Origin of the sequence: Spongisporangium articulatum (assembly GCF_044465595.1) — a bacterium.
GTDB classification, from domain to species: Bacteria; Actinomycetota; Actinomycetes; order Actinomycetales; family Kineosporiaceae; genus Spongisporangium; species Spongisporangium articulatum.
The window spans coordinates 57,327-80,349 of the sequence record NZ_JBITLV010000009.1 but is presented as its reverse complement, the minus strand read 5'-3'; the positions used below and the strand labels follow the sequence as shown (position 1 = coordinate 80,349).

Below are 23,023 nucleotides of genomic sequence, written 5' to 3'. Positions count from 1 at the left end.
CCTCGTGAGCGAGGGCTTCGACCTGTCGACCGTGTTCGGTACCGTCGCCGCGGCGGTGCCGGACCGGGAGGTCGTGGTGCAGGGCGGGCGGCGCGTCACCTACGCCGCGATGGACGCGCGGGTGGACCGGCTCGCGGCCTTCCTCACCGCCCGGGGCCTCGGCTGCCACACCGAACGCGGGGCGCTGGCCGGGCACGAGTCGGGGCAGGACCACGTGGGCCTCTACCTGCGCAACGGGCCCGAGTACCTGGAGGCGATGGTCGGCGCCTACCGGGCCCGGGTCGCCCCGGTGAACGTGAACTACCGGTACGTGGAGGAGGAGCTGGAGTTCCTGCTGCGCGACGCGGGGGTCACCGCGCTGGTCTACCACGCGGAGTTCGCGCCCCGGATCGCCGCGGTCGCCCCGCGCCTGCCCCGGTTGCGGGTGCTCGTGCAGGTCGCCGACGCCACCGGGAACCGGCTGCTGCCCGGGGCGGTCTCGTACGGTCAGGCGCTCGCCGCCGGCGAGGCGGCCGCGCTCGCGCGCCCCGAGCCGTCGCCGGACGACCTGTACATCGCCTACACGGGTGGGACGACGGGGATGCCCAAGGGGGTGCTGTGGCGGCAGGACGACATCTACGTCTCCTCGATGGGTGGTACCCCGTACGGCGGCGACGCGCCGTTCGCCTCGTACGACGCGATCGCCGCGAACGCCGTCGCGACCGCCGGCTTCCTGAGGATGCTGCTGATCACCCCGCTCATGCACGCCGCGGCCCAGTGGTCGTCCTTCCACATGATCTCCGGGGGCGGCGCGATCGTGATGCCGCCCGCGGCGGCCCGTTTCGACGCCCGCGCCGCGCTGGAGACGGCGGCCCGCGAACGGGTGCTGACCATCCCGCTCATCGGTGACGCGATGGCCCGCCCGCTGATCGACGAGCTCGCGGCCCGCCGCTACGACCTCGGCGGGCTGGCCGCCTTCGTCAACGGCAGCGCCCCGCTCACCCCACCGGTGCGCGAACGGCTGCTCGCCGCCGTCCCGCACGTGTCGGTGCTCGACGCCGTCGGGTCGTCGGAGACCGGCATCCAGCTCGACCAGACGTCGCAGAAGGGCGCGCCGGCCGAGACCGCCGTGTTCACGGCCAAGCCCGAGACGTCCGTGGTGGACGACGCCTTCACCCGGGAACTGCGCCCGGGGGACGGCGAGGGGTGGCTGGCCCGGCGCGGCCGGGTGCCGCTGGGGTACCTGGGCGACCCCGAGAAGTCGGCCCGGACCTTTCCCGTCATCGACGGGGTGCGCTGGTCGGTGCCCGGCGACCGGGCCCGGCTGCGCGAGGACGGCCGGATCGAGCTGCTCGGCCGGGGGAGCGTCACCATCAACTCGGGCGGCGAGAAGATCTTCGTCGAGGAGGTCGAGCGGGCCCTGGCCCACCACCCCGCGGTGCGCGACGTGGTGGTGGTCGGGCGGCCCAGCGAGCGGTGGGGCAGCGAACCGGTCGCGCTGGTCGCGCTGGCGCCCGGGACGGACGTCTCGGACGAGGAGCTGCTGGCCGAGTGCGCCCGGCACGTGGCGGGTTTCAAGGTGCCGAAGGCGGTCGTGCGGTGCGCCGAGCTGGAGCGTTCGCCGAGCGGGAAGGCCGACTACCGGTGGGCTAGAACCCTGGCGGAAGAAGCCGGCTGAACTCACCAGGCGATCATCAGGATCTCTTCGCGGCTGTACTCCCGGTCGGGGTGCGCCTCGCGCAGGTGGGCCTGGGCCCGCTCGACCAGCTCGTCCTCGTCGGCGCCGAGGATCGTCGTCCCGCACGGGCAGTTCAACGTGGTTCTCATGGCTGCTCCCGGAGGTCGGTCTTGAGCACCTTGCCGCCCGCGTTGCGGGGCAGGTCGCCGAGCAGGACGACGGTGCGCGGCGCCTTGAAGTGGGCCAGCCGGTCACGGCAGAAGGCGATCAGCTCGTCCGGTTCTGCGCTGCGCCCGGCCCGCAGCACCACGTAGGCGCGGGGCACCTCGCCGAGCCGCTCGTCCGGGACGCCGATCACGGCCGACTCGCGCACCGCCGGGTGGCCGGCCAGCAGGCGTTCCACCTCGGCCGGGTACACGTTGAACCCGCCGACGGTGAACATGTCCTTCTTCCGGTCGGTGATCCGCAGGTAGCCGCGCTCGTCGAGGACGGCGACGTCGCCCGTGTGCAGCCAGCCGTCGGCGTCCACGGCGGCGGCGGTCGCCTCCGGGTCGTCGAGGTACCCGGTCAGCACCTGCGGGCTGCGCACCAGCAGCTCACCGGGTTCGCCGACGGCGGTGTGGCTCCCGTCGGCGCGCAGCGTGCGCAGCTCGGTGTCCCGCACGGCGCGACCGCAGGTCGTGGCCACGGTGCGGGCGTCGTCGCCGGGCGTGCACATGGTGACGACGGGGGCCTCGGTCAGGCCGTAGGCGGTGAGCACCACGGGGATGCGCAGCTCCTCGCGCATCCGCACGATCAGCGCCTCGGGGACGATCGCGGCGCCGGTGACGGCGACCCGCATCGCGGCCAGCGCGTCGGCCGCCCCGGGCGCGTCGAGCAGCGACGAGAACAGGGTGGGCGGGCCGGGCATCACCGTGACCCGTTCCCGCCGGGCCAGGTCGAGCACCCGGGGCACGTCGAACACGGGCACCGGCAGGCAGCCCGCCCCGCGTGAGAGGCACACCAGGTACCCGGCCTTGGAGCCGAAGCTGTGGAAGAACGGGTTCACCACCAGGTAGCGGTCGTCCGCGGTGACGCCGGCCAGCTCGGCCCACGACTGCGCCACCTCCAGCGCCTGACGGTGCCCGGCGACGGCCCCCTTGGCCCGGCCCGTCGTCCCCGACGTGAACAGGATGTCGGCCACCGTGTCGGCAGTGACGGCGTCGGCGAGAACTTCGGCCCGGTGCGCGTGTTCGCGGGCGGCGCCGGCCAGGAACGTCGTCCAGTCGAGCGCTCCCGGCGCCGGGTCGCCCAGCGTCACCACCGTGTCCAGGTCGGGCAGCCCCTCGGGGGCACCCCCGCACAGCAGCCCCCACTGGTCGGTGCCGAGGAAACCCTGGTCGACGACGAGCACCCGGGCCCGGGTGCGCAGGACGACGTCGGCCGCCTCGCCGCGGTAGCGCGTGTTGAGCGGGACCAGCACCGCCCCGATGTACTGCGCGCCGAGGGCCGCCAGCATCCACCGCAGGCTGTTGGGTGCCCACACGCAGACCCGGTCGCCCGGCCCGACGCCATGGGCCACGAACGCGGCCGCGGTGGCGCGGACGCCGTCGGCCAGCTCGCGGTAGGTGACCCACGAGTCACCGTCGAGGACCGCCGGCCGGTCTCCGAACCGCTCGGCGGCGCGCCGGACCGCGGCCGGGATCGTCCGCGGGGTCGTCACGTGCTCAGAGTAGTCCGGAGATCTTCTCAATACCAGAATCGGTTTCTAGTTCCGTTCAGGACCGGATCGGGCCATACTGGCGGGAAATCGCGACGAGGGAGCCGCATGATCTCCACGACGGTGCTGGACGACGGGGTGCACGAGGTGGTCGTGTCCGAACCGCCGGTCAACGCCCTCACGGTCGCCGGCTGGTTCGGGCTCGCCGAGCAGGTCCGCGCGGCCGGGGCCGCCCCGAGCGCCCGGGCCGTGGTGCTGCGGGCCGAGGGCCGGGGCTTCAACGCCGGCGTCGACATCAAGGAGATCCAGCGCTCGGGGCCCGACGCCCTGATCGGCGCCAACCGCGGGTGTTTCGAAGCCTTCGCGGCCGTCTACGAGTGTCCGGTCCCGGTGATCGTGGCCGCGCACGGCTACTGCCTGGGCGGCGGCGTCGGGCTGGCCGGTAACGCGGACCTGGTGGTGGCCGCGGCCGGCACGGCGTTCGGGCTGCCCGAGGTCGACCGCGGCGCGCTCGGGGCGGCCACCCACCTGTCCCGGATGGTCCCGCAGCACAAGGCGCGGGCCATGATGCTGCTGGCCGAGACCGCCACGGCCGAGGAGCTTCTCGGCTTCGGGTCGGTCTACGCGGTCGTCCCGGCCGAGGAGCTGGTGGCCACCGCGCGGGACGTCGCGGCCCGGATCGCGGCCAAGCACCCCCGGGTGGTCCGGGCGGCCAAGGAGTCGCTGAATGGCATCGACCTGTGGGACGTGCGCCGGTCCTACCGGTACGAGCAGGGTTTCACCTTCGAGCTCAACCTGGCCGGTGTGGCCGACGAGGTGCGCGCGGGCTTCGGGAGCGGCTCGTGAACAAGCTCATGACCGAGGACGACGTGGTCGCCCGGCTCGAGGACGGGATGACCGTCGGCCTGGGCGGGTGGGGGTCGCGGCGCAAGCCGATGTCGATCGTCCGGGCCATCCTGCGCTCCGACCTGAAGGACCTGCGGCTGGTCTCGTACGGCGGCCCGGACGTCGGGATGCTCTGCGCCGCGGGCAAGGTCCGGGAGCTCGTCTTCGCGTTCGTCTCGCTCGACGTGATCCCCCTGGAGCCGTACTTCCGCCGGGCCCGCGAGTCCGGCGCCATCGCCGCCCGCGAGCTGGACGAGGGGATGATGTTGCTCGGCCTCCAGGCGGCGGCCTGGCGGGTGCCGTTCCTGCCCACCCGGGTCGGGCTCGGCTCCGACCTGTTCCGGATCGACCCGACCCTGCGCACGGTCGTCTCGCCCTACCCGGGCCCGGACGGCACCCCCGAGGAACTCGTCGCCGTCCCGGCCCTGGAGCTGGACGCCGCGATCGTGCACGTGCACCGGGCCGACCGGCGGGGCAACGGCCGCCTGCTCGACGACGACCCGTACTTCGACACCCTGTTCCTGGGCGCGGCCCGGGACCGGTACCTGACCTGCGAGGAGCTGGTCGAACCGGCGGACCTGCTGGGCGACGGCGACTTCCGCACCCTGGCCGTGCCGCGGTACCTGGTCGACGGGGTGGTGGCGGCGCCCGGCGGTAGCCACCCGACGTCCTGCGACCCGCTGCACCCGCGCGACGTCGGGCACCTGCGCGAGTACGCCGGCAGCGCGGCCACGCCCGAGGGCTGGGCCGGGTACGCGCAGCGCTGGCTGGACGGCGACGAGGCCGACTACCAGCGGCGGGTAGGGGGAGCAGCATGAGCGCCACCCGCGCCGACGTGTGCGTCGCCGCCCTGGCCGAGACCTTCCGGGGGGACGGCGAGATCGTGGCCAACCCGATCGGCGCGTTGCCCCGCGTGGCGGGCCGGCTGGCCCGGGCCACCTTCGAGCCCGACCTGCTGTTCCTGGAGCGGGACGCATTCTTCGTCTCCGCCGACGGTGACGTCGAGGGCTGGAACCCGTACCGGCGGATGTTCGACGTGGTGTGGAGCGGGCGGCGGCACGTCGTCATGGGCGCCTCGCAGCTCGACCGGTACGGTAACCAGAACCTGGCCGCGGTCGGCGCGGACCCGCACCGGCCCGCCCGGCAGCTGCTCGGGTTCCGCGGCGCCCCGGGGAACACGATCAACCACCCGACCAGCTACTGGGTGCCGAGGCACACGCCCCGGGTGTTCGTGGAACGTGTGGACGTCGTGTGCGGCATCGGCTACGACCGGGCCGCCACCCTGGGCCCGCAGGGCGCCCGGTTCCACGAGATCCGCCGTGTGGTGAGCGATCTCGCCGTCCTGGATTTCGCCACCCCGACCCGCACCATGCGGCTGGTCAGCGTGCACCCCGGGGTCACGGTCGACGACGTCGTGGCGGCGACCGGCTTCGAGCTGGTCGTGGGCGCCGACGTCCCCACCACCCCGGCGCCGGACGACGCCACCCTGGACCTGCTCGACCGGCTCGACCCCGAGGGTGCCCGGTTCAGCGAGGTGCCCGCATGAGCGACTGGTTGAGAACGCCGTTCTGCGAGCGGTTCGCCGTCCGGTACCCGATCGTCCAGACCGGCATGGGTTGGGTCTCCGGCGCCCACCTGACCGCCGCCACCAGCGCCGCGGGCGGGCTCGGCATCCTGGCCGCCGTCACCCTGGACGAGGACGCGATGGTCGGGGCCGTCGCCAAGGTGCGGGCCCGGACGGACGCGCCGTTCGGTGTGAACCTGCGCCCGGACCAGCCGGACCTGCCGCGCCGGCTCGACGTCCTGGCCGAGTCCCGCGTGCCCGTCGTCAGTTTCGCCGGCGGCCCGCCCGCCGCGGTGATCGAGCGGGTGCACGCGGCCGGGCTGCTGTGCGTCGTGACCGTCGGGAAGCCCCGGCACGCCGAGAAGATGGTCGACGCCGGGGCCGATGCCCTGATCGCGCAGGGCGGCGAGGGCGGCGGCCACACCGGGGACATCGCGACCACCCTCCTGCTGCCCGCCGTCCTGGACGTCGTCGCCGGGCGGGTGCCCGTACTGGCCGCCGGCGGGTTCGCCGACGGCCGGGGTCTGGCCGCCGCGCTGGCCTGGGGGGCCGACGGCGTGGCGATGGGCACCCGCTTCCTGCTCACCCGGGAGAGCCGCGTGCCCGAGGCCGTCAAGCGGCGGTACCTCGCCGCCGGCCTGTCGGACACGCTGGTCTCCGACGCGTTCGACGGCATGCCGATGCGGGTGCTGCGCACCGAGGCGGTCGGCGACCTGACCACGCGCCCGCTCCTGCGCCGGCTGCTCGAGGCCCCGCGCCAGGCCGCGCAGGTCCGGCGGATCACGGGCCAGAGCTGGCTGGACGTCGTCCGCGAGGGCCTGCGCCTGCGCCGCCGGGAGGGGCTGAGCCTGGAACGCACGGCCCGGGCGGCGCAGGCGCCGCTGCTGATCCGCTCGGCGCTGGTGGAGGGGGACGACGTGCGCGGGCTCCTGCCTACCGGCCAGGTCGCGGGGGCGATCACCGACCTGCCCGGCGTGGCCGAGTTGATCGAGCGGATCGTCGCCGAGGCGAGGCGGGCCGGAGTGCGGTTCACCGGGGTCGAGTCAGGCGTGGACGCCTGATGGACCTGACCTGGACGGCCGAGGACCAGGCGTTCCGCGCGCAGGCCCGGGCCTGGCTCGAGGCGAACGTGCCGACCGACCCCCTGCCGTCGGGCGACACCCGCGCGGGCTTCGCGGCGCACCTGGACTGGGAGCGCCGGCTGCACGCGGCGCGGTGGTCGGTCGTGTCGTGGCCGGAGCGGTACGGCGGTCGGGACGTGAACCCCTGGCAGTGGCTGGTCTTCGAGGAGGAGTACTACCGGGCCGGGGCCCCGCAACGGGTCACGCAGAACGGCATCTTCCTGCTCGCGCCGGCCGTCTTCCGGTTCGGCACGCCCGAGCAGCAGGCCCGCATCCTGCCGAGAATGGCCGCCGCCCAGGATCTCTGGTGTCAGGGCTGGTCGGAGCCGGGTGCGGGCAGCGACCTGGCCTCGCTGACCAGCCGGGCGGTGCGCGACGAGGCGGGCGGCGGGTGGCGGCTGAGCGGGCAGAAGACCTGGAGCACGCGCGGCGCGTTCTGCACCCACGTGTTCGGGCTGTTCCGTACCGGAGCCGGCGACGACCCCGAGGTCCGGCGGCACCGCGGGCTCACCTACTTCCTGGTCCCGCTCGACGCGCCCGGGGTCACCGTGCACGGGTTCAGCCGGCTGGACGGCGACGAGGGGTTCGCCGACCTGTTCTTCGACGACGTCTTCGTGCCCGACGCCGACGTCCTCGGCCCGGTGCACGGCGGGTGGAAGGTGGCGATGGCGACGGCGGCGGGGGAACGCGGCCTGACGCTGCGCTCACCCGGCCGGTTCCTGGCGGCCTTCGAGCGGCTCCGGTCGGCGGCGCTGGCTGCGGGGCCCGATCCCGCGATCGTCGACCGGCTCGTCGAGAGCTGGCTCGACGTGCAGGCCTACGCCCGGCACACCGACGAGGTGGTCACCCGGATCGTCGCGGGCGAGCCGGTCGGCGCCGAGGCCAGCCTGAGCAAGCTGCACTGGTCGGAGCTCGACGTCCGGCTGCACGAGTTGGCCCTCGACGTGCTCGGCGCCGGTGCCCAGACCGACGGCTCGTGGACCCGCGGCTTCCAGTTCTCGCTGTCCGGCCCGATCTACGCGGGCACCAACGAGATCCAGCGCGACATCGTGGCCGAGCGCCTCCTCGGCCTGCCCCGGAGCCGGTGATGGACTTCTCCTTCACCCCGGATCAGCTCGCCCTGCGCGACGGCCTGCGCGAAGCGCTCAAGGGGCTCGACGACGCCCCGGACGCCGCGCTCGCCTGGTCCCGGCTGTCCGACCTCGGACTGCCGGTGGCCCTCGTGCCCGAGGCCGACGGTGGGTTGGGCCTCGACGAGCTGGATCTCGTGCTCTGCGTCGAGGAGACCGGCCGGGCGGCGCTGCCCGTCCCGGTCGTCGAGACCTGCCTCGTCGCCCCTCACCTGCTGACGCCCGCCGCCCTCGGCGAGCCGGCGACCGTCGTCCTGGACGGCTCGGACCTGGCCCCCTGGGCGGGCCTCGCCCGCACGGCGCTGGTCGGCGACCGCACCGCCGTCCGGCGGACCCCCGCGCTGAACCCCGTGCACGCCGTCGACCCGTACCGCCCGCTCGGACGGCCCACGGCGCCCGGCGAACGGCTCGACGTGGATCGCGGAGCTCTCGACAAGGGGTGGCGCGCGGGCGTGCTCGGGACCGCAGCGCAACTGGTGGGGCTCGGCGCCCGGGCCGTGGAACTGGCCGTCGAGCACGTCCGAGAGCGGCACCAGTTCGGCGTCCCGGTCGGGTCGTTCCAGGCCGTGAAGCACCAGCTGGCCGACGGCTACCGGGCCGTGGAACTGGCCCGCCCGCTCGTCCACGCGGCGGCCTGGGCGCAGGCCACCGGCGCACCCACCGCCGAGCGCGACGTCTCGGCGGCCAAAGCCCGCGCCGGCACCGCCGCGGGGCTCGCCGCCCGCGCCGCGCTGCAGTGCCACGGCGCCATGGGCTACACCCGCGAGCACCCGCTGCACCGCTGGCTGACCCGGATCTGGGCGCTCCAGGCGGCCTGGGGCACCGGCGCCGAGCACCGCGAGGTCGTCGCCCGAGCGCTGGGTCTGATCGAGGAGGACGCATGAGCGAACAGACCGACGAGACAGGCGAGATCGTCACCTACCGCACCGAAGGCCCGGTCGCGGTCGTCACGATGAACCGGCCCGAGTACGCGAACGCCCAGAACAGCGCCATGACGTACGCGCTCGACGCCGCCTTCTACCGGGCCGTGGCCGACGACGAGGTCGCCGTCATCGTGCTGACCGGCGCGGGCAGGCACTTCTCGGCCGGGCACGACATCGGCACCCCCGGCCGCGACGTCGACACCTCGTTCGAGCGGCGCGCCACCCTCTGGTGGGACCACGTCGGCAAGGCCGGCGCCGAGAGCCGCTACGCCCGCGAGTCCGAGGTCTACCTGGGGATGTGCCGCCGTTGGCGGGAGATCCCGAAGCCGACGATCGCCATGGTGCAGGGTGCCTGCGTCGCGGGTGGCCTGATGCTCGCCTGGTGCTGCGACCTGGTGGTGGCCGCCGACGACGCGTTCTTCGCCGACCCGGTCGTGCGGATGGGCATCCCCGGGGTCGAGTACTTCGCCCACCCATGGGTGATGGGCCCGCGCTTCGCCAAGGAGTTCCTGTTCCTCGGCGAGCGGGTTCCGGCCGCCCGGGCCCACGAGCTGGGCATGGTCAACCGGGTCGTGCCCCGGGCGGACCTCGAGGCGCACACCCTCGACCTGGCCGCGCGCATCGCGACCATGCCCCGGCTCGGCCTGGCCCTGACCAAGCGCGCGGTGAACCAGAGCGAGGACCTGATGGGCCTGCGGGCTGGGATGGACTCGGTGTTCGGCCTGCACCACGTCGCGCACGCCCACAACGCCGAGGTGGGCGCGGACTCCCTGGCCGGCCAGGACGCCCGGTCCATGCGCGACTCGGCCCGCGGGGAGGCGCGGTGAGCCTGCTCACCGGCCTCGTCGTCTCGGGCCCGCCCTCGGCCTCGCGGGAGCGGGCCGAACTGGCCGCCACCGTGCGCGACCTGCTGACCCGGCACGCCCCGGTCCCCGAGCGGGTCGAGGACGGGCCAGGTGGGTACGACGCGGACCTCTGGAAACGGCTGCGGGACCTAGGTCTTCCGTGGCTGGGGGTACCGGAGGCGGCGGGTGGCGTCGGCGGCGACTACCTCGACGCGCACGCCGTCCTGGTCGAGCTCGGCCGCGCGGTGGTGGCCACTCCGTTCCCGGCCACGCTGCGGGCCGGGCAGGCGGCCCTGCTGGCCGGGGCGGCGGTCCCGGACGCCGGGAGCGCCGCCCTCGTCGAGGCACCGGCCGAGCGGGTGCTGGACGGCGCCCGTGCCGAGGTGCTGCTCGCGGTGCTCGAGACCGACGACGGGGCCGTGCTGGCGGAGCTCGACCTCGACCGGGTGCACCGCGAGGTGCTCCCCACCATGGATCGGTCGCTGCACCTGGCCCGGGTCGAGGCCCGCGACGCCACGGCCCGGCCGCTGGGCACGCTCACCGCGGCGGATCTCGACCGGTTGCGTGCGCTGCGGGTGGTCGCGCTGAGCGCCGAGCAGGTGGGCGGTGCCCGTCGCTGCCTCGAGGTCACGGTCGCCTACCTGCGCGAGCGGGTGCAGTTCGGCCGGCCGGTCGGCTCGTTCCAGGCCGTGAAGCACCGGCTGGCGGACCTTCTCGTGCTCGTGGAGGCGGCCGAGTCGGCCTCCTGGACGGCCGCCGCGGCCTGGACGGCGGGCGCTCCCGACGCCGGGCTGCTCGCCGACGTCGCGGGCTGCGTCTGCGGTGAGGCCTACCTCGCGGTCGCGGCGGAGACCGTCCAGTTGCACGGGGGGATCGCGATCACCTGGGAGCACCCCGCCCACCGCTGGTTCAAGCACGCGCACGCCACCGCGAACCTGGCCGGGAGCCCGGCGGCGCACCGGGCCCGGCTCGCCGACCGGCTCCGGACGGCGGTGCGCTCGTGAACGACGCGTCGACGGACGACTTCCGGCAGGAGATCCGCACGTGGCTGGCCGAGAACCTGACCGGCCGGTTCGCCGGCGCCCGCGGGCTGGGCGGGCCGGGCCGCGAGCACGAGGCGTTCGAGCTGCGCCGCGACTGGGACCGGAACCTGGCCGCCGCGGGCTGGACGTGCGTCGGCTGGCCCGTCGAGCACGGCGGCCGGGGGGCGACGCCCGCCGAGCTCGTCGTCTTCCACGAGGAGTACGCGCGCGCCGACGCCCCCGTCCGGCTCGGGCACATCGGGGAGGAGCTGCTCGGCCCCACCCTGATCGCGTACGGCAGCCCCGAGCAGCAGGCCCGGCACCTGCCGGGAATCCGCGCCGCGGAACACCTCTGGTGTCAGGGGTACTCCGAGCCGGGGGCCGGCTCCGACCTGGCCAACGTCGCCACGAGGGCCGAGCGCGACGGTGACGAGTGGGTGATCACCGGTCAGAAGGTCTGGACGTCGCTGGCCCACGTGGCGGGCTGGGCCTTCGTGCTGTGCCGCACCGAACCGGGCTCGACCCGCCATCACGGCCTCTCGTACCTGCTGGTGCCCATGGACCAGCCGGGCGTCGAGGTACGCCCGATCGTCCAGCTCACCGGGACGTCCGAGTTCAACGAGGTCTTCTTCGACGGGGCGCGGGCCCGGGCCGACGACGTGGTGGGCGAGGTGGGCGGCGGCTGGGCCGTCGCGCTCGGCACGCTCGCGTTCGAGCGCGGCGCCGCGACCCTCGGCCAGCAGGTCGGATTCCGCCGCGAACTCGAGCGGGTGGTGGCCACGGCCGCGCGCACGGGGGCCCTCGACGACCCGGTGCTGGCGGACCGGCTGGCCCGGGCGTGGGCCGAGCTGGAGGTCATGCGGGCGCACGCGCTGCGCACCGGCGGGGGTGCCCACGGGGCCGGGCAGGCCAACGTCACCAAGCTGTTGTGGGCCCGGTGGCACCGGACGCTGGGCGAGCTGGCCGTGGCGGTGCAGACGGACGGCGGGCTGGTCGCCGCCGGGCCGCCCTACGACCTGACCGACGCCCAACGCCTCTACCTGTTCAGCCGGGCCGACACGCTCTACGGCGGCTCCGACGAGGTGCAGCGCACCGTCCTCGCCGAGCGCGTGCTCGGCCTTCCCCGGGAGCCGAAAGGGGCGCAGGCATGAACGTTCCGGAGTACCCACCGGCCCACGACCTGCTCCGGGGCCGGGCCGTCGTGGTCACCGCGGCCGCCGGGACCGGCATCGGGTCGGCCACCGCGCGGCGGTGCCTGGAGGAGGGCGCCGACGTCCTGATCAGCGACTGGCACGAGCGCCGGCTGCTGGCCACGGCCGAGGAGCTGGCCGACCTGACGGGCACCAGGCCCGCCACGGCGGTCTGCGACGTGACCGACGAGGACGCGGTCCAGCGGCTGGTCGCCGCGGCCGTGGACGCGCACGGCCGTCTCGACGTGCTGGTCAACAACGCCGGACTGGGCGGCACCGCGACGGTCGAGGCGATGACGGACGACGAGTGGGCGCGCGTTCTCGACGTGACCCTGACGGGCACCTTCCGCTGCACCCGGGCCGCCCTGCGCCGGTTCCGCGGCCAGGCGGACGCCGGGCGCCCCGGCGGGGCGATCGTCAACAACGCCTCGGTGCTCGGCTGGCGGGCCCAGCCCGGCCAGGCGCACTACGCGGCGGCCAAGGCGGGTGTGATGGCGCTGACCCGGTGCTCGGCGATGGAGGCCGCGGAGCTGGAGGTGCGGGTCAACGCGGTCGCCCCGAGCCTGGCCATGCACCCCTTCCTGGCCAAGGTCACCGACGACGAGCTGCTCACGCAGCTGACCGCCCGGGAGGCGTTCGGCCGCGCCGCCGAGCCGTGGGAGGTGGCCACCACCATCGTCTTCCTGGCCAGCGAGTACGCGAGTTACCTCACGGGTGAGGTGCTCTCGGTGAGCAGTCAGCATGCCTGACCTCTACGGCCGGGTGGCTCTGGTCACCGGCGGCACCCGCGGTGTGGGTCTCGGTGTCGCCCGGGCGCTGCACGCCGCCGGCGCCGACGTCGTGGTCTGCGGCCGGAACCGCCCCGAGGCGCTGCCGGAGGGGTTCGAGTTCCGCGCGGTCGACGTCCGCGACCCCGAGGCCGCCACCGCTCTGGTGAGGGGCGTGGCCGTGGACCACGGCCGGCTCGACGTCCTGGTCAACAACGCCGGCGGAGCGCCGTACGCGCTCGCCGCCGACGCGTCGCCCCGGTTCCACGCCTCGGTCGTGACCCTGAACCTGCTGGCCCCGCTCGCCCTCTCGCAGGCCGCGAACGCGGTCATGCAGGAGCAGCCGGACGGCGGTTCGATCGTGATGATCAGCAGCGTCAGCGGCACCCGCCCCTCGCCGGGCACCGCCGCCTACGGCGCGGCCAAGGCCGGCCTCAACAGCCTGGCCACCAGCCTCGCCGTCGAGTGGGCCCCGCGCGTGCGGGTCAACGCGCTGGTGGTCGGTCCGGTGCTGACCGAACAGTCGGCGCTGCACTACGGCGACGACGAGGGGGTGGCCGCCGTCGGCCGGACCATCCCGATGGGCCGGCTCGCGTACCCGGACGACGTCGGCGGCGTCTGCGTCTTCCTCGCCTCCCCGGCGGCGGCCTACGTGAGCGGCGCGCTGATCGCCGTCCACGGCGGGGGCGAACGCCCGGCCTTCCTCGGCGCCTCGAACGCCCAGCATCAGAAGGAGTCTCGTCATGAGTGAGCCACGGGTCGTCATCGTGACCGGCGCCGGCCGGGGCCTGGGCCGCCAGCACGCGCTGGAGTTCGCCCGGCAGGGCGCGCGGGTCGTGGTCAACGACCTGGGAGCGGCGCTCGACGGGGCCGGAACGTCGCAGGCCCCCGCGCACGCGGTGGCCGAGGAGATCCGGGCTTTCGGTGGCGAGGCCGTCGTGAACGGGGACGACGTGGCCGACTGGGAGGGCGCCCGCCGGCTGGTGGCCTGCGCGGTGGAGGCCTTCGGCCGGCTCGACACCCTCGTGAACAACGCGGGTTTCGTCCGCGACCGGATGCTGGTGTCGGTCTCGGAGGCCGAGTGGGACGACGTGGTGCGCGTGCACCTGAAGGGTCATGCGGCCCCGCTGCGGCACGCGGCCGCCTACTGGCGGGACCGGGCCAAGGCGGGCGAGCCCGTCGCCGCGCGGGTGGTGAACACCAGCTCGGGGGCCGGGCTGCTGGGCAGCATCGGGCAGGGTAACTACTCGGCCGCCAAGGCCGGCATCGCCACGCTGACCGTGGTGGCCGCGGCCGAGCTGGCCCGGTACGGCGTGACGGTGAACGCGATCGCCCCGGTCGCCCGGACCCGGATGACCGAGGGTGTGTTCGCGGACATGATGGCCACTCCCGCAGCCGGTTTCGATGCGATGGCGGCCGAGAACGTGTCACCGGTCGTGGCCTGGCTGGGCGGGCCCGCGTCGGGCCACGTGACGGGTCGCGTGTTCGAGGTCGAGGGCGGCGCGGTGACGCTGGTCGAGGGCTGGCGGCACGGCCCACGGGTCGATCGCGGTGAGAAGTGGCCGGTGCCGGAGGTGGGCGCCGCGATCGACGGGCTGCTCGCGAAAGGTGAAGCCCCCGAGCCGGTCTACGGGACCTGACCCGCGACTGCTAAGCTAGAACGTGTTCTAATTCCCAAGGACGGGAGGTCGGCATGGGGATCGCGGTCACCGCTGAGCAGGCGGCCCTGCAGCGGTCGGTGCACGAGTGGGCCTCCCGTACCGCTCCCGGCACCCGGCCGGCGCCGGAGGAGTTCGGCGCCGTGGGTGGCAGCCTGGTCGACGCCGCCGTCGCGCTCGAGGCCTGCGGCCGGGAACTGGTGCCGGCCCTGTCCACCGTGCTGACGGCGAACCTGCTGTCCGGTTACGCGACGACCGGAAGCCTGGCCACCGGTCTGTCCGACGGATCGGTGGCCGGAGCCGTCGCCCTGCACGGTGAGGTCACCGCCACCGCCACCGCCACCGCCACCGGCGCCGGCGCCGGCGCCGGCGCATGGCGCCTCGACGGTTCGGTGCCCCACCTGTTCGGAGTCGCGAACGGAACTGCGGCCGTCGTTCTCCTGCCGGCCCGGTTCGACGGGACCGAGGCGTGGTTCGCGCTCGACAGCACGACCGACGGGCTGACCGTCGAGGACCTCGAGCCGTTCGACCTCAGCCAACGGGTCGCCGCCCTCCGGCTGGACGACGTCGCCGGCGCCCACCCGTTGCCCGGCCTGACGAGGGCCGCCGTGCGCGACCTGGCCGCCACGCTGGCCGCCGCCGAGGCCGCCGGGCTGGCCGCTGCGGCGCTGACCACCGCGGTCGAGTACGCGAAGGTCCGGGTCCAGTTCGGCCGCCCCGTGGGCGGTTTCCAGGCCGTCAAGCACCTGTGCGCGACGATGCTGTGCCGTGCCGAGGAGGCCGCCGCCGTCGCCTGGGACGCGGCCCGCGCCCACGACGAGGACGACCGTGACGGGTCGACGACGGCGCCGCTGGCCTCCGCGGTGGCCGCGGCGGTCGCGCTCGAGGCCGCTGTGGACAACACCCGCGACGCCATCCAGGTCCTGGGCGGCATCGGCTTCACCTGGGAGCACGACGCCCACCGCCTCTTCCGGCGGGCCCTCGCGCTGCGGCAGTGGCTGGGGGGCACGGCCGGCTGGCGCGTCCGCGCCGCCGAACTCGTCCGCCACGGGGCCCGCCGCCCCCTCACCCTGCCCCCCGCGCAACCCGCGCCCGGGCTCGAGGAGCTGCGGGGCGCCGTCCGGGCCCTGATCGAGCGGCTGCCCGGCGACCCGGCCGGGCGCCGGGCCGCGCTGGCCGACTCCGGCTACCTGGTCCCGCACTGGCCGGCCCCCTACGGCGTGGCCGCGACGGCCCGCGAGCAGCTGGTCGTCGAGGAGGAGTTCGACCGGGCGGGCGTCGAGCGGCCCGACCTGGGCATCGCCGCCTGGGCCGTGCCGACGATCGTGCGGCACGGCACGGACGCGCAGCGGGAACGGTTCGTCCGGCCCAGCCTGCGCGGCGAGATCACCTGGTGCCAGCTGTTCTCCGAACCCGAGGCCGGGTCCGACCTGGCCTCGCTGCGCACGCGCGCCACGCGGGTGGACGGCGGCTGGTCGCTGACCGGACAGAAGGTCTGGACCTCGCTGGCCCACACCGCCGACTGGGCGATCTGCCTGGCCCGCAGCGACTCCCAGGCTGCGAAGCACCGGGGCATCACGTACTTCCTCGTCGACATGCACAGCCCGGGGATCGAGACCCGGCCCCTGCGCGAGATCACCGGTGAGGCGCTGTTCAACGAGGTGTTCCTGACCGACGTGTTCGTCCCCGACGACTGCGTGGTCGGTGAGGTGCACGGCGGCTGGCGGCTGGCCCGCACGACGCTGGCCCAGGAACGGGTCTCGATGGGCGGTGCGTCGGCGCTCGGCAGTCACCTCGAGGCGCTGCTCGCCCTGAAGGACGGGGAGGCGTTGGGCGACGAACGGCTCGGTGAGCTCGTGGCGCGCGGCAGCGCCGTCTCGCTGCTCGGGTTGCTGGCCACCGCCCGCCGGGTCGAGGCGGAGGACGGCGGGCAGGTGGCACCGCCCGGGCCCGAGTCGTCGGTGGTCAAGCTGCTCGGCGTCCGGCACCGGCAGGACGTCGCGCAGGCCGCGTTCGACGCGCTCGGCGAGGCTGCGCTCGCGGTCGGGCCGGACAGTGGTCCGGTGCTGCACGAGCTCCTGCTCACCCGGTGCCTGTCGATCGCCGGCGGCACCACCCAGGTGCTGCTGACCGTGGCCGGGGAACGCCTCCTGGGCCTGCCCCGGGAGCCGGCGGTGGCGTCGTGACCGCCCCGACCCGGGCGGGACGGGACGTGGACACCGAGGTGCTGGCCGACGTCCGGATGCTCACCCTCACCGTGCTCGACTCGCAGCCCGCCGACCTGTGGAGCGCCCTGGGCACGGCCGGGCTGAGCGCGTTGGGGGTGCCGTCGACGCAGGGCGGGGCCGGGCTCGACCTGGTCGAGAGTGCCGTCCTGCTGCGCGAACTCGGGCGCCGGGCGGTGGACTCGCCGGCCCTGGCGAACGCGCTCGGCGTCCTGACCCTGGCCCGGTGGGGAACGGCCCGGCAGCACCGCAAGGCGCTCTACCCGGTCGTGCACGACGGGGCGATCCTGACCGTCGGCCTGCACGAGCCGTCCAGTCCGCTGACCCGGGCCCCGCGCACCGCCGTGCACCGCACGGCCGACGGGTTGCGGCTGGACGGCGCGCTCGTCGCCGTCCCGTACGCCGACCGGGCCCGGCACGCGCTCGTCCCCGCCGCCGTGGCAGGTGAGCCGGGGCTGGTGCTGCTCGACCTGCAGGGGCCCGGGGTCCACCGGCACCTCGTCCCCACGTCGTCGGGGACGCCGGTGCACGGGGTGCGGTTCGACGGCGTCGCGCTGACCGAGGGGGCGCTCGTGCCCGGCGGTCCGGCCGCCCTGGCCGACCTGCACCGGCTGGCCGCGGCCGCGTCGGCGGCCTACGCCGACGGGCTGGTCGACGGGGCGCTCGCGCTGACCGCACGGCACGTCGAGACCCGCGAGCAGTTCGGCCGCCCGCTGGCCACGTTGCAGGCCGTCGCCCAGCAGCTGGCCGACGTCTACGTCGCGAGCCGGACGTTGCACCTCGCGGCCGAGGCCGCGATCGGCGCGGCCGACCACCACACGGGCGACGACCCGGACGGCGACGCGGACCCGGAGGTGGCCGCGCTGCTGGCGGTCGACTCCGCCCGTACGGCCATCGCGACGTGCCACCACCTGCACGGCGGCACGGGGGTCGACCTGTCCTACCCGTTGCCCGCGTTCTCGGCGGCGGCGCGGGACCTCGCCCGGCTGCTCGGCGGGCCGGGCGCCCGGCTGGACGCCCTCGCGGCCCGGGTGCTGGCGTGCTGACCCCACAGCAGCGCGAGCTGCGTGACCGGTTGCGGGCCTACCTCGCCGACGTGGTCACCCCCGCCGAGCGCGAGGCCATGCTCGTGCAGCGTCACGGGCCGGTCTACCGCGAGATCGTCCGCCGGCTGGGCCGCGACGGCTGGCTCGGGCTCGGCTGGCCCGTCGAGCACGGTGGTCACGGGCTCGGCCTGGTGGAGCAGCAGATCTTCGTCAACGAGGTGACCCGGGCCGACGTGCCGTGGCCGTCGGTCACCCTGCAGACGGTCGGGCCGGTCCTGCAGGAGCACGGCACCGCCGAGCAGAGGGCGTTCTTCCTGCCCCGGATCCTCTCCGGTGAGCTGCATTTCGCGATCGGCTACAGCGAACCCGAAGCCGGCACCGACCTGGCCGCGCTGACCACCCGCGCCGTACGCGACGGCGACCACTACGTCGTGAACGGCCAGAAGCTCTGGACCACGGGGGGTCACGACGCCGACTACGTCTGGCTGGCCTGCCGCACCGACCCGGACGCCCCGAAGCACAAGGGCATCTCGATCCTGATCGTGGACACCCGCGACCCGGGGTACAGCTGGACGCCGATCATCACCTCGGACGGCGCGCACCACGTGAACGCCACCTACTTCAGCGACGTGCGGGTACCCGTCGAGCGGCTCGTAGGGGAGGAGAACCGTGGCTGGCGGCTGATCACCGCACAGCTGAACCACGAGCGGGTGATGCTGGGCCCGGCCGGCCGGGTCGAGTCGATGTACCACCGGGTGCTGGACTGGGCCGCGCAGCGCGAGACGCCTTCCGGGCTGTCACTTCTCCAGGTGCCGTCGGTCCGCCGGACGCTGGCCGAGGTGTACGCCCGGTTGCGGGTGAACCATCTGCTCAACCTGGAGGTCGCCGGGCGCGTGGGCGCGACCCTCCAGACAGCCGTGGCCGACGCCTCCACCACCAAGGTGTACGGCGCGGCGGCCTCCCAGTACACGGCCCGCGTGCTCGGTGACCTGCTGGCCGAGCACGCCGGCCCGGACGACCCCGCCGCCGACGAGCTGGCCCGCTGGCTCGACGTCCAGGCGAAACGGCACACGGTGCTCACGTTCGGAGGTGGCGTGGACGAGATCCAGCGCGAGCTGATCGCCAGCGTCGGCCTGGGGATGCCCAGGGTTGCGCGATGAATGAATCCACCATCCAAGCCGCCGCCGAAGAGGTCCGCGCGGCCGGGGATTCCGCGCCCCGGGCCGGCCGCGACCCCGTGAACCTGCCGATGATCCGGTCGTGGCAGGAGGCGCTGGGCGACACCGACCCGCGCTACGTGGCCGAGGGGGTCGCGCCGCCCGCGATGATCCAGGTCTGGACCATGCCCGGGCTGCACGGCGTGCGCGCGAGCGACGACCCGCTCGGCCGGATGACCGCCGTCCTCGACGAGGCCGGGTTCACGTCCGTGGTCGCGACCAACTGCGAGCAGACCTACCACCGCGAGGTGCGGGTGGGGGAGGCGCTGACCGTGAGCGCCCGCCTCGACGAGGTGGTCGGGCCCAAGCGCACCGCGCTCGGGGAAGGCTGGTTCGTCACGACCGTCAACACGTGGTTCGCGGGCGGCGAGCCGGTGGCCGAGATGCGGTTCCGGATCCTGAAGTTCCGGCCCCCGGCGGCCGAGCCGGCTCCGGCGGCGCCCGGCTCCGTCGTCCGTCCGGTCTTCAGCCGGGACACGGAGTTCTTCTGGTCCGGCGTTCATCAGCGTGAGCTGAGGCTGCAACGCTGCGAAGCGTGTGGCCAGGTCCGGCACCCACCCGGCCCGGTCTGCATCGCCTGTGGTGCTGAGAAGCCGGGCTACGTCGTCGCGGCGGGCACCGGCACGGTGCACAGCTACGTCGTACACCACCACCCGCCGACGCCCGGGCGCACCCCGCCCTACGTCGTCGTCCTGGTCGACCTGACCGAAGGGGTCCGGATGCTCGGTGAACTCGTGGGCGTCGACCCGCTCGACCCCGGCGCGGTCTCGGTCGGGATGCCGGTGGAACTGACCTGGCAGGACGGCGGCGACGGCGTCGTGCTGCCCGCGTGGAAGGTGGCGTCGTGAACGCCGTCCTGCCGGAGCGCCGGATCGAGGTGACCCCGACGTTCGTGGTCAGCACGGCGCTGGCCACCCGCGACTTCCAGGACGTGCACCACGACCGGGACGCCGCGCTCGCCCGCGGCTCGAAGGACGTGTTCGTGAACATCCTGACCACGACCGGTCTCGTGCAGAGCTACATCTCCGAGTGGGCTGCCGCCTGGGCCGGACCGTTGGCCCGCGTCACGGCGGTCGAGATCCGGCTCGGGGTGCCGTGTTACGCCTACGAGACCCTCGTGCTCGGCGGCGAGGTGCTGGACACGGTGGGGGGCGTCGTCCGGGTGAAGGTGGTCGGGCGGGTGTCGCTCGGGGACCACGTCACCGGCACGGTGTCGGTCGTCGTCCCGCAGGGGGCGGCGTGAGCACCGGGCCCGCAGCCGCGATCGTGGGGATCGGCGCCACCGACTTCTCCAAGGACTCGGGGCGCAGCGAACTGCACCTGGCGGTCCAGGCCGTGCGGGCGGCGCTGGACGACGCCGGGCTGGCTCCTGCGGACGTCGACGGCCTGGTCTCGTTCACCCAGGACACGAACGCGGAGATCGCCGTCGCCCGCGAGCTCGGCATCCCGGAACTGACCTTCTTCAGCCGCGTGCACTACGGCGGCGGCGCCGCCTGCGCCACGGTCGCCCAGGCCGCGATGGCGGTGGCCACCGGCGCGGCGACGACGGTCGTCTGCTACCGCGCCTTCAACGAACGCTCCGGTCAGCGGTTCGGGGTCGTGCAGCCCGGTCTGGCCGGGGCACCCACGTCGTCGGGCGTCGACGGCAGCTGGAGCTACCCGTTCGGGCTGGGCACCCCCGCGGCCTGGGTGGCGATGCACGCGCGCCGCTACATGCACGAGTACGGCGCCACCAGTGAGGACTTCGGCCGCGTCGCGGTCACCATGCGGGCCCACGCCGCGACCAACCCCGCCGCCTGGTTCCACGGCCGGCCGATCACGCTGGCCGAGCACCAGGCGTCGCGGTGGATCTGCGACCCGCTGCACCTGCTCGACTGCTGCCAGGAGAGCGACGGCGGCGTGGCGGTCGTCGTCACCTCGCTGGGGCGGGCTCGCGACCTGCCGCACCCGCCCGCGCTGGTCGCGGCGGCCGCCCAGGGCAGTGGTCCGGACCAGTACGTGATGACCAGTTACTACCGCGACGACCTCGCGGCCCTGCCCGAGATGGGCGTGGTGGCCCGGCAGCTGTGGTCGGCCGCGGGGCTGGGCCCGGACGACGTCGACGTGGCCGTGCTGTACGACCACTTCACGCCCTTCGTGCTGGTCCAGCTGGAGGAACTGGGCTTCTGCGCGCGCGGCGAGGCGGCGGCGTTCGTCGCTTCGGGCGCGATCGGGCTCGACGGCGCGCTGCCGGTGAATCCGCACGGCGGCCAGCTCGGCGAGGCGTACATCCACGGGATGAACGGGATCGCCGAGGCGGTCCGGCAGCTGCGCGGCACGTCGGTGAACCAGGTGGCCGACGCCGCAACGGTTCTCGTCACCGCCGGCACGGGCGTCCCGACCAGCGGCCTGGTCCTCACCGCCGATCGCTAGGGAGTGACGCCCGCCAGGTCCAGCGCCGCCAGGTAGCCGAACGTGATGGCCGGCCCGAGGGTCGCACCGGGCCCTGCATAGGTGCGGCCCATCACCAGCGCGCTCGTGTTGCCCGCCGCGTAGAGGCCGGGGATCGCCGTCCCGTCGGCGCGCAGCACCCGGGCCCGCTCGTCCGTGACCAGTCCGCCCTTGGTGCCGAGGTCGCCGGGCACGATCCGGGCCGCGTAGAACGGCGGCTTGACCAGCGCGGCCAGGCACGGGTTGGGCCGGTTGCGCGGGTCGCCGTAGTAGCGGTCGTAGGCCGACTCGCCGCGGTGGTAGTCGGCGTCGACCCCGGCGTCGGCGAACGTGTTGAACCGGGCCACGGTGGCGGCCAGTGCGTCACCGGGCACGCCGATCCCGGCGCCCAGCTTCTCCAGGGTGTCGGCCTTGTGCAGCGCGCCGCTGCGGTACCACTTCGACGAGAAGCCCTGCCGGGGGCCCTTTCCGGCGAACAGGTACCGGTCGCGGTAGCGCTGGTCGAAGATCAGCCAGGCCGGCACGGCGGGGGTCTCCTCGGTGTGCGCGGCGTACATCGCGTGCACGGCGTCCACGTACGGCGCGGCCTCGTTGGTGAACCGGTCGCCGGCCGCGTTGACCAGCAGGCTGCCGGGCAGCGACCGCTCGGCCAGCAGGAACACCGGCCCGCGGGGCAACGGCAGGGACGGGGCCCACCAGGCGTCGTCCATCAACGCCACCTCGGCGCCGAGCGCGCGGCCCAGCGCGATGGCGTCACCCGTGTTGGCCGTGGCCCCCACCGACCACTCGGCGTTGATCGGTGTCGGCCCGAACTCCTCGCGCATGGCCTGGTTCCGCTCGAACCCGCCGGCGGCCAGGACGACGCCGCGTCCGGGGCGGAGGGTGACCTCGGCGCCGCCGTGTGCGACCCGGACACGCACGCCCGCGTCGTCCACCTCCAGCCCGGTGATCGGGGAGTCGAGCCAGACGTCGATGCCGGCCCGGCGCACGGCCAGCCACATACCCGCGGCCAGCGCCTGACCGAGGGTGAGCGGTTCGCGCCCGCGCACCTTCGCGAACCACGACCGGGCCCCGACCCGCAGCGCGGTGAGCAGACCGCGTGGGTGCCGGGCGACGAGGTTCAGCCAGCGGTAGTCGGCCTGCGTGATCGCGATGCCCAGCCCGGCCGACATGTACGGCGGGTTCAGCAGGGCCCGGTCCTCCCCGAGCAGCCGGCCGTCGAACGGGGCCGGTTCGATCGAGCGGCCCTCGGGCCGGCCCCCGGGCGCCTCGGGGTAGTAGTCGCTGTAGCCGCGGACCCAGTTCATCCGCATCGGGGTCTGCGAGAGCAGCAGGTCGAGGGCGGCCGGGCCGTGCCGCAGGTACGCGTCCTGCAGTTCGGGGGCGCTGGCCCCGTCGACGATGTGCCGCAGGTACGTGCGGGCCGCCTCGGCGTCGGTGTCGGCGCCGGCCGCGCGCAGCCGGGTGTTCCCGGGGATCCAGACGCCCCCGCCGGAGCGGGCCGTGGAGCCGCCGAAGTGGGCGTCCTTCTCCACCAGCAGGACCCGCAGGCCGTGATGGGCGGCGGTGATCGCCGCCATCATCCCGGCCGCGCCCGTACCGGCCACCACGACATCTGGTTCGTTCATCGTTGGTCCTCGCTGC

General features: G+C 74.8%; 22 protein-coding genes. 19 read left to right on the top strand and 3 right to left on the bottom strand.

What is annotated here, in order from left to right; genetic code table 11:
* The first annotated feature begins 4 nt into the window (after positions 1-4).
* A complete protein-coding gene (locus ACIB24_RS22145; protein WP_398284380.1) occupies positions 5-1,657 on the top strand; it encodes an acyl-CoA synthetase in 1,653 nt (550 codons plus the stop codon).
* A gap of 2 nt (positions 1,658-1,659) precedes the next feature.
* On the opposite strand, the gene ACIB24_RS22140 is transcribed toward ACIB24_RS22145, so the two are convergent.
* Together ACIB24_RS22140 and ACIB24_RS22135 are read right to left on the bottom strand one after the other, a co-directional pair.
* Entirely contained in the window at positions 1,660-1,806 is a 147-nt protein-coding gene (locus tag ACIB24_RS22140) for a DUF1059 domain-containing protein (protein WP_398284379.1), read from the bottom strand.
* Positions 1,803-3,359, bottom strand: a complete 1,557-nt coding sequence (locus tag ACIB24_RS22135) for a FadD3 family acyl-CoA ligase (RefSeq protein ID WP_398284378.1) — start codon at positions 3,357-3,359, stop codon at positions 1,803-1,805. The genes ACIB24_RS22140 and ACIB24_RS22135 overlap by 4 nt, the downstream gene beginning before the upstream one ends.
* A 105-nt stretch (positions 3,360-3,464) precedes the next feature.
* On the opposite strand from ACIB24_RS22135, the gene ACIB24_RS22130 reads away from it, so the two are divergent.
* The 18 genes from ACIB24_RS22130 to ACIB24_RS22045 are packed head-to-tail and all read left to right on the top strand — an operon-like array spanning position 3,465 to position 21,361.
* Positions 3,465-4,202 carry an enoyl-CoA hydratase family protein gene (locus tag ACIB24_RS22130; RefSeq protein ID WP_398284377.1) on the top strand — a complete coding sequence of 246 codons (738 nt, stop codon included), beginning with the start codon at positions 3,465-3,467 and terminating at the stop codon, positions 4,200-4,202.
* A gap of 8 nt (positions 4,203-4,210) precedes the next feature.
* Complete coding sequence (locus ACIB24_RS22125; protein ID WP_398284407.1) at positions 4,211-5,059, top strand: CoA transferase subunit A; 849 nt, start codon at positions 4,211-4,213, stop codon at positions 5,057-5,059.
* A complete protein-coding gene (locus tag ACIB24_RS22120; protein ID WP_398284376.1) occupies positions 5,056-5,787 on the top strand; it encodes a CoA-transferase subunit beta in 732 nt (243 codons plus the stop codon). Before ACIB24_RS22125 ends, ACIB24_RS22120 begins: the two co-directional genes overlap by 4 nt.
* Positions 5,784-6,866 carry an NAD(P)H-dependent flavin oxidoreductase gene (locus tag ACIB24_RS22115; RefSeq protein WP_398284375.1) on the top strand — a complete coding sequence of 361 codons (1,083 nt, stop codon included), beginning with the start codon at positions 5,784-5,786 and terminating at the stop codon, positions 6,864-6,866. Before ACIB24_RS22120 ends, ACIB24_RS22115 begins: the two co-directional genes overlap by 4 nt.
* On the top strand, positions 6,866-8,014 hold the full coding sequence (locus ACIB24_RS22110) for an acyl-CoA dehydrogenase family protein (RefSeq protein WP_398284374.1): 1,149 nt from the start codon (positions 6,866-6,868) through the stop codon (positions 8,012-8,014). Before ACIB24_RS22115 ends, ACIB24_RS22110 begins: the two co-directional genes overlap by 1 nt.
* Positions 8,014-8,940, top strand: coding sequence for an acyl-CoA dehydrogenase family protein (locus tag ACIB24_RS22105; protein WP_398284373.1), 927 nt, complete (start codon positions 8,014-8,016; stop codon positions 8,938-8,940). Before ACIB24_RS22110 ends, ACIB24_RS22105 begins: the two co-directional genes overlap by 1 nt.
* Positions 8,937-9,806, top strand: coding sequence for an enoyl-CoA hydratase (locus ACIB24_RS22100; RefSeq protein WP_398284372.1), 870 nt, complete (start codon positions 8,937-8,939; stop codon positions 9,804-9,806). The genes ACIB24_RS22105 and ACIB24_RS22100 overlap by 4 nt, the downstream gene beginning before the upstream one ends.
* Positions 9,803-10,828 (top strand): acyl-CoA dehydrogenase family protein, encoded by a 1,026-nt coding sequence (locus ACIB24_RS22095; RefSeq protein ID WP_398284371.1) that lies wholly within the window; start codon positions 9,803-9,805, stop codon positions 10,826-10,828. Before ACIB24_RS22100 ends, ACIB24_RS22095 begins: the two co-directional genes overlap by 4 nt.
* Entirely contained in the window at positions 10,825-11,997 is a 1,173-nt protein-coding gene (locus ACIB24_RS22090) for an acyl-CoA dehydrogenase family protein (protein WP_398284370.1), read from the top strand. Before ACIB24_RS22095 ends, ACIB24_RS22090 begins: the two co-directional genes overlap by 4 nt.
* Positions 11,994-12,785, top strand: a complete 792-nt coding sequence (locus ACIB24_RS22085; protein ID WP_398284369.1) for an SDR family oxidoreductase — start codon at positions 11,994-11,996, stop codon at positions 12,783-12,785. Before ACIB24_RS22090 ends, ACIB24_RS22085 begins: the two co-directional genes overlap by 4 nt.
* Positions 12,778-13,554 (top strand): SDR family oxidoreductase, encoded by a 777-nt coding sequence (locus ACIB24_RS22080; protein WP_398284368.1) that lies wholly within the window; start codon positions 12,778-12,780, stop codon positions 13,552-13,554. The genes ACIB24_RS22085 and ACIB24_RS22080 overlap by 8 nt, the downstream gene beginning before the upstream one ends.
* Positions 13,547-14,443, top strand: a complete 897-nt coding sequence (locus ACIB24_RS22075) for an SDR family oxidoreductase (RefSeq protein WP_398284367.1) — start codon at positions 13,547-13,549, stop codon at positions 14,441-14,443. Before ACIB24_RS22080 ends, ACIB24_RS22075 begins: the two co-directional genes overlap by 8 nt.
* A gap of 53 nt (positions 14,444-14,496) precedes the next feature.
* Positions 14,497-16,647, top strand: coding sequence for an acyl-CoA dehydrogenase family protein (locus tag ACIB24_RS22070; RefSeq protein ID WP_398284366.1), 2,151 nt, complete (start codon positions 14,497-14,499; stop codon positions 16,645-16,647).
* Positions 16,644-17,732, top strand: coding sequence for an acyl-CoA dehydrogenase family protein (locus ACIB24_RS22065; RefSeq protein WP_398284365.1), 1,089 nt, complete (start codon positions 16,644-16,646; stop codon positions 17,730-17,732). The genes ACIB24_RS22070 and ACIB24_RS22065 overlap by 4 nt, the downstream gene beginning before the upstream one ends.
* Entirely contained in the window at positions 17,726-18,892 is a 1,167-nt protein-coding gene (locus ACIB24_RS22060; RefSeq protein WP_398284364.1) for an acyl-CoA dehydrogenase family protein, read from the top strand. Before ACIB24_RS22065 ends, ACIB24_RS22060 begins: the two co-directional genes overlap by 7 nt.
* Positions 18,889-19,797 (top strand): bifunctional MaoC family dehydratase N-terminal/OB-fold nucleic acid binding domain-containing protein, encoded by a 909-nt coding sequence (locus ACIB24_RS22055; protein WP_398284363.1) that lies wholly within the window; start codon positions 18,889-18,891, stop codon positions 19,795-19,797. Before ACIB24_RS22060 ends, ACIB24_RS22055 begins: the two co-directional genes overlap by 4 nt.
* Entirely contained in the window at positions 19,794-20,192 is a 399-nt protein-coding gene (locus tag ACIB24_RS22050; RefSeq protein ID WP_398284362.1) for an acyl dehydratase, read from the top strand. The genes ACIB24_RS22055 and ACIB24_RS22050 overlap by 4 nt, the downstream gene beginning before the upstream one ends.
* A complete protein-coding gene (locus ACIB24_RS22045) occupies positions 20,189-21,361 on the top strand; it encodes a lipid-transfer protein (protein WP_398284361.1) in 1,173 nt (390 codons plus the stop codon). Before ACIB24_RS22050 ends, ACIB24_RS22045 begins: the two co-directional genes overlap by 4 nt.
* Here the strand turns inward: ACIB24_RS22045 and kstD are convergent.
* On the bottom strand, positions 21,358-23,007 hold the full coding sequence (kstD, locus tag ACIB24_RS22040; protein WP_398284360.1) for a 3-oxosteroid 1-dehydrogenase: 1,650 nt from the start codon (positions 23,005-23,007) through the stop codon (positions 21,358-21,360). The genes ACIB24_RS22045 and kstD overlap by 4 nt on opposite strands.
* Between the last annotated feature and the right edge of the window lie 16 nt (positions 23,008-23,023).